The 1,945-nt window shown below is 73.9% G+C and carries 2 protein-coding genes; both read right to left on the bottom strand.

Annotation, left to right across the window (positions count from 1 at the left end; all coding sequences use genetic code 11):
- Positions 1–9 precede the first annotated feature (9 nt).
- Complete coding sequence (gene pfkB / locus HET64_RS38300; RefSeq protein ID WP_215111828.1) at positions 10–957, bottom strand: 1-phosphofructokinase; 948 nt, start codon at positions 955–957, stop codon at positions 10–12.
- A complete protein-coding gene (locus HET64_RS38295; RefSeq protein ID WP_215111829.1) occupies positions 954–1,715 on the bottom strand; it encodes a DeoR/GlpR family DNA-binding transcription regulator in 762 nt (253 codons plus the stop codon). Before HET64_RS38295 ends, pfkB begins: the two co-directional genes overlap by 4 nt.
- Positions 1,716–1,945: the final 230 nt, after the last annotated feature.

Here is a 1,945-nt window from a genome sequence, read left to right as displayed (position 1 = left end):
GTACGGGGGTCATGGGGCGGGCTCCGTCAGCGCGCGGTCCAGCGGCACGTCGGAGGTCGTCACGACCGACGGCAGATCGAGGTCGGCCGGGGTGGGCATGAGGCTTCCGGCGAGCTGCACGGCCGCGGCACCGTGGGCGACGGCCGAGGTGAGAGCTACCGGGCCCTGCCCGCCCGCTGCCAGGAAGCCGGCCAGGGAGGCGTCCCCGGCGCCGACATTGCTGCGCACGGCGGCGACCGGCGCGGTGGCGAAGTACGCGCCCGACGCCTCGACCAGCAACTGCCCGTCGGCGCCCAGACTCGCCAGCACCGACCTGGCGCCGCGCTCCCGCAGCTCCTCGGCGGCCTTCAGCGCGTCGCCCACCGTGGCGAGCGGCCGGCCCACGGCCTCGGCGAGCTCCTGGGCATTGGGCTTGATCACGTCGGGCCCCCGGACCAGCGCGGCGGTCAGCGCTGCTCCGGAGGTGTCCAGCGCGATCCGCGCACCGGCCCGGTGACTCCGCTCGACCAGCTCCGCGTACCACTGCGGCGGCAGTCCGCGCGGCAGGCTCCCGCAGCAGGCGACCCAGTCGGCGGCGGCCGAGTGGACCCGTACCGCTTCCAGGACGTCCTCCGCCTCGGCCGCACTCAGCTCGGGGCCCGCCGCGTTGACCTTGGTGAGGGTGCCGTCGGGTTCGACGAGCGTGACGTTGATCCGGGTGTTGCCGGCGATCGGCACGCCGACGGCCTCGATGCCCAGGTCGGCGAGCAGCCGGGCGAGCAGGGCGCCCTCCGCGCCGCCCATCGGGGCGACGGCCACGGTGCGGTGTCCGGCCGCCGCGACCGCGCGGGAGACGTTCACCCCCTTGCCGCCCGGATCGACGCGGTCCGCCGTGGCACGCAGCACCCTGCCGCGGGTCAGCCCCGGCAGCTCGTAGGTGCGGTCCAGGCTGGGGTTGGGGGTGACGGTGAGGATCATGCGCGTACTACTTCCGTGCCCCGGCTCTCGATGGAGCGGGCGTCGTCGGGGCTGAGGCCCGTGTCGGTGATCAGCAGGTCCACATCGGTGAGATCGCCGAAGCGGGCGAAGTGCTCCTGCCCGAACTTGCCGGAGTCGGCGAGCAGGACGACCCGGCGGGCCGCCTTGATCACGGCCCGCTTCACCGCGGCCTCGGCGAGGTCGGGCGTGGTCAGGCCGCTGTCGGGGGAGAAGCCGTTGGTGGCGAGGAAGACCACATCGGCGTTGATCTCGGCGTACGAACCCAGCGCCCAGGCGTCGACCGCCGCGCGGGTGCGGTGCCGGACCCGGCCGCCCACCAGATGCAGCGCGATGCCGGGGTGGTCGGCGAGACGGGCGGCCACCGGCAGGGCATGCGTCACCACGGTCAGCGCCGCGTCGACCGGTACGGCGGCGGCGAGCCGCGCGGTCGTCGTCCCGGCGTCCACGATCACATTGCCGTCGCCAGGCAGTTCGGCGAGGGCGGCCTGGGCGATGCGGTCCTTCTCGTCGGCGGCGACGGCGTCGCGTTCGGCGAGGTCGGGCTCGAAGCCGAGCCGCCCGACAGGGATCGCGCCACCGTGTACCCGGCGCAGCAGCCCCGCCCGGTCCAGGGCCTTGAGATCGCGCCGGACGGTCTCGGCCGTCACCTGGAACTCCTCGGCGAGGGACAGCACGTCGACCCGCCCGCTCTCCTGGGCGAGGCGGAGGATCTCCTGCTGACGCTCCGGTGCGTACATGTGGTTTCGTTTCCGTTTCATGCCCGAGTCTGTGGTTTCGCGCTCAGGTTACGTTCGAGGTGCGGGAATGTAAACACAATCGGGCGATGAGTGGGCATGAACGGAAGGGCGAGCTCGCAGACGGGCGTGCGCGCACAGAGGGGCGGGGCGCACCGTGCACGGTGCGCCCCGCCCCGCGGGTTCGGTCACGGCTTTCGGGGGGCGTCCTCGCTCAGGGGGCGGGCCAGCAG

Origin of the sequence: Streptomyces sp. McG3 (assembly GCF_018619185.1) — a bacterium.
Taxonomy (GTDB): domain Bacteria; phylum Actinomycetota; class Actinomycetes; order Streptomycetales; family Streptomycetaceae; genus Streptomyces.
Note: the sequence above shows the minus strand (reverse complement) of the source record. Positions and strands in the feature narration are given on the sequence as shown.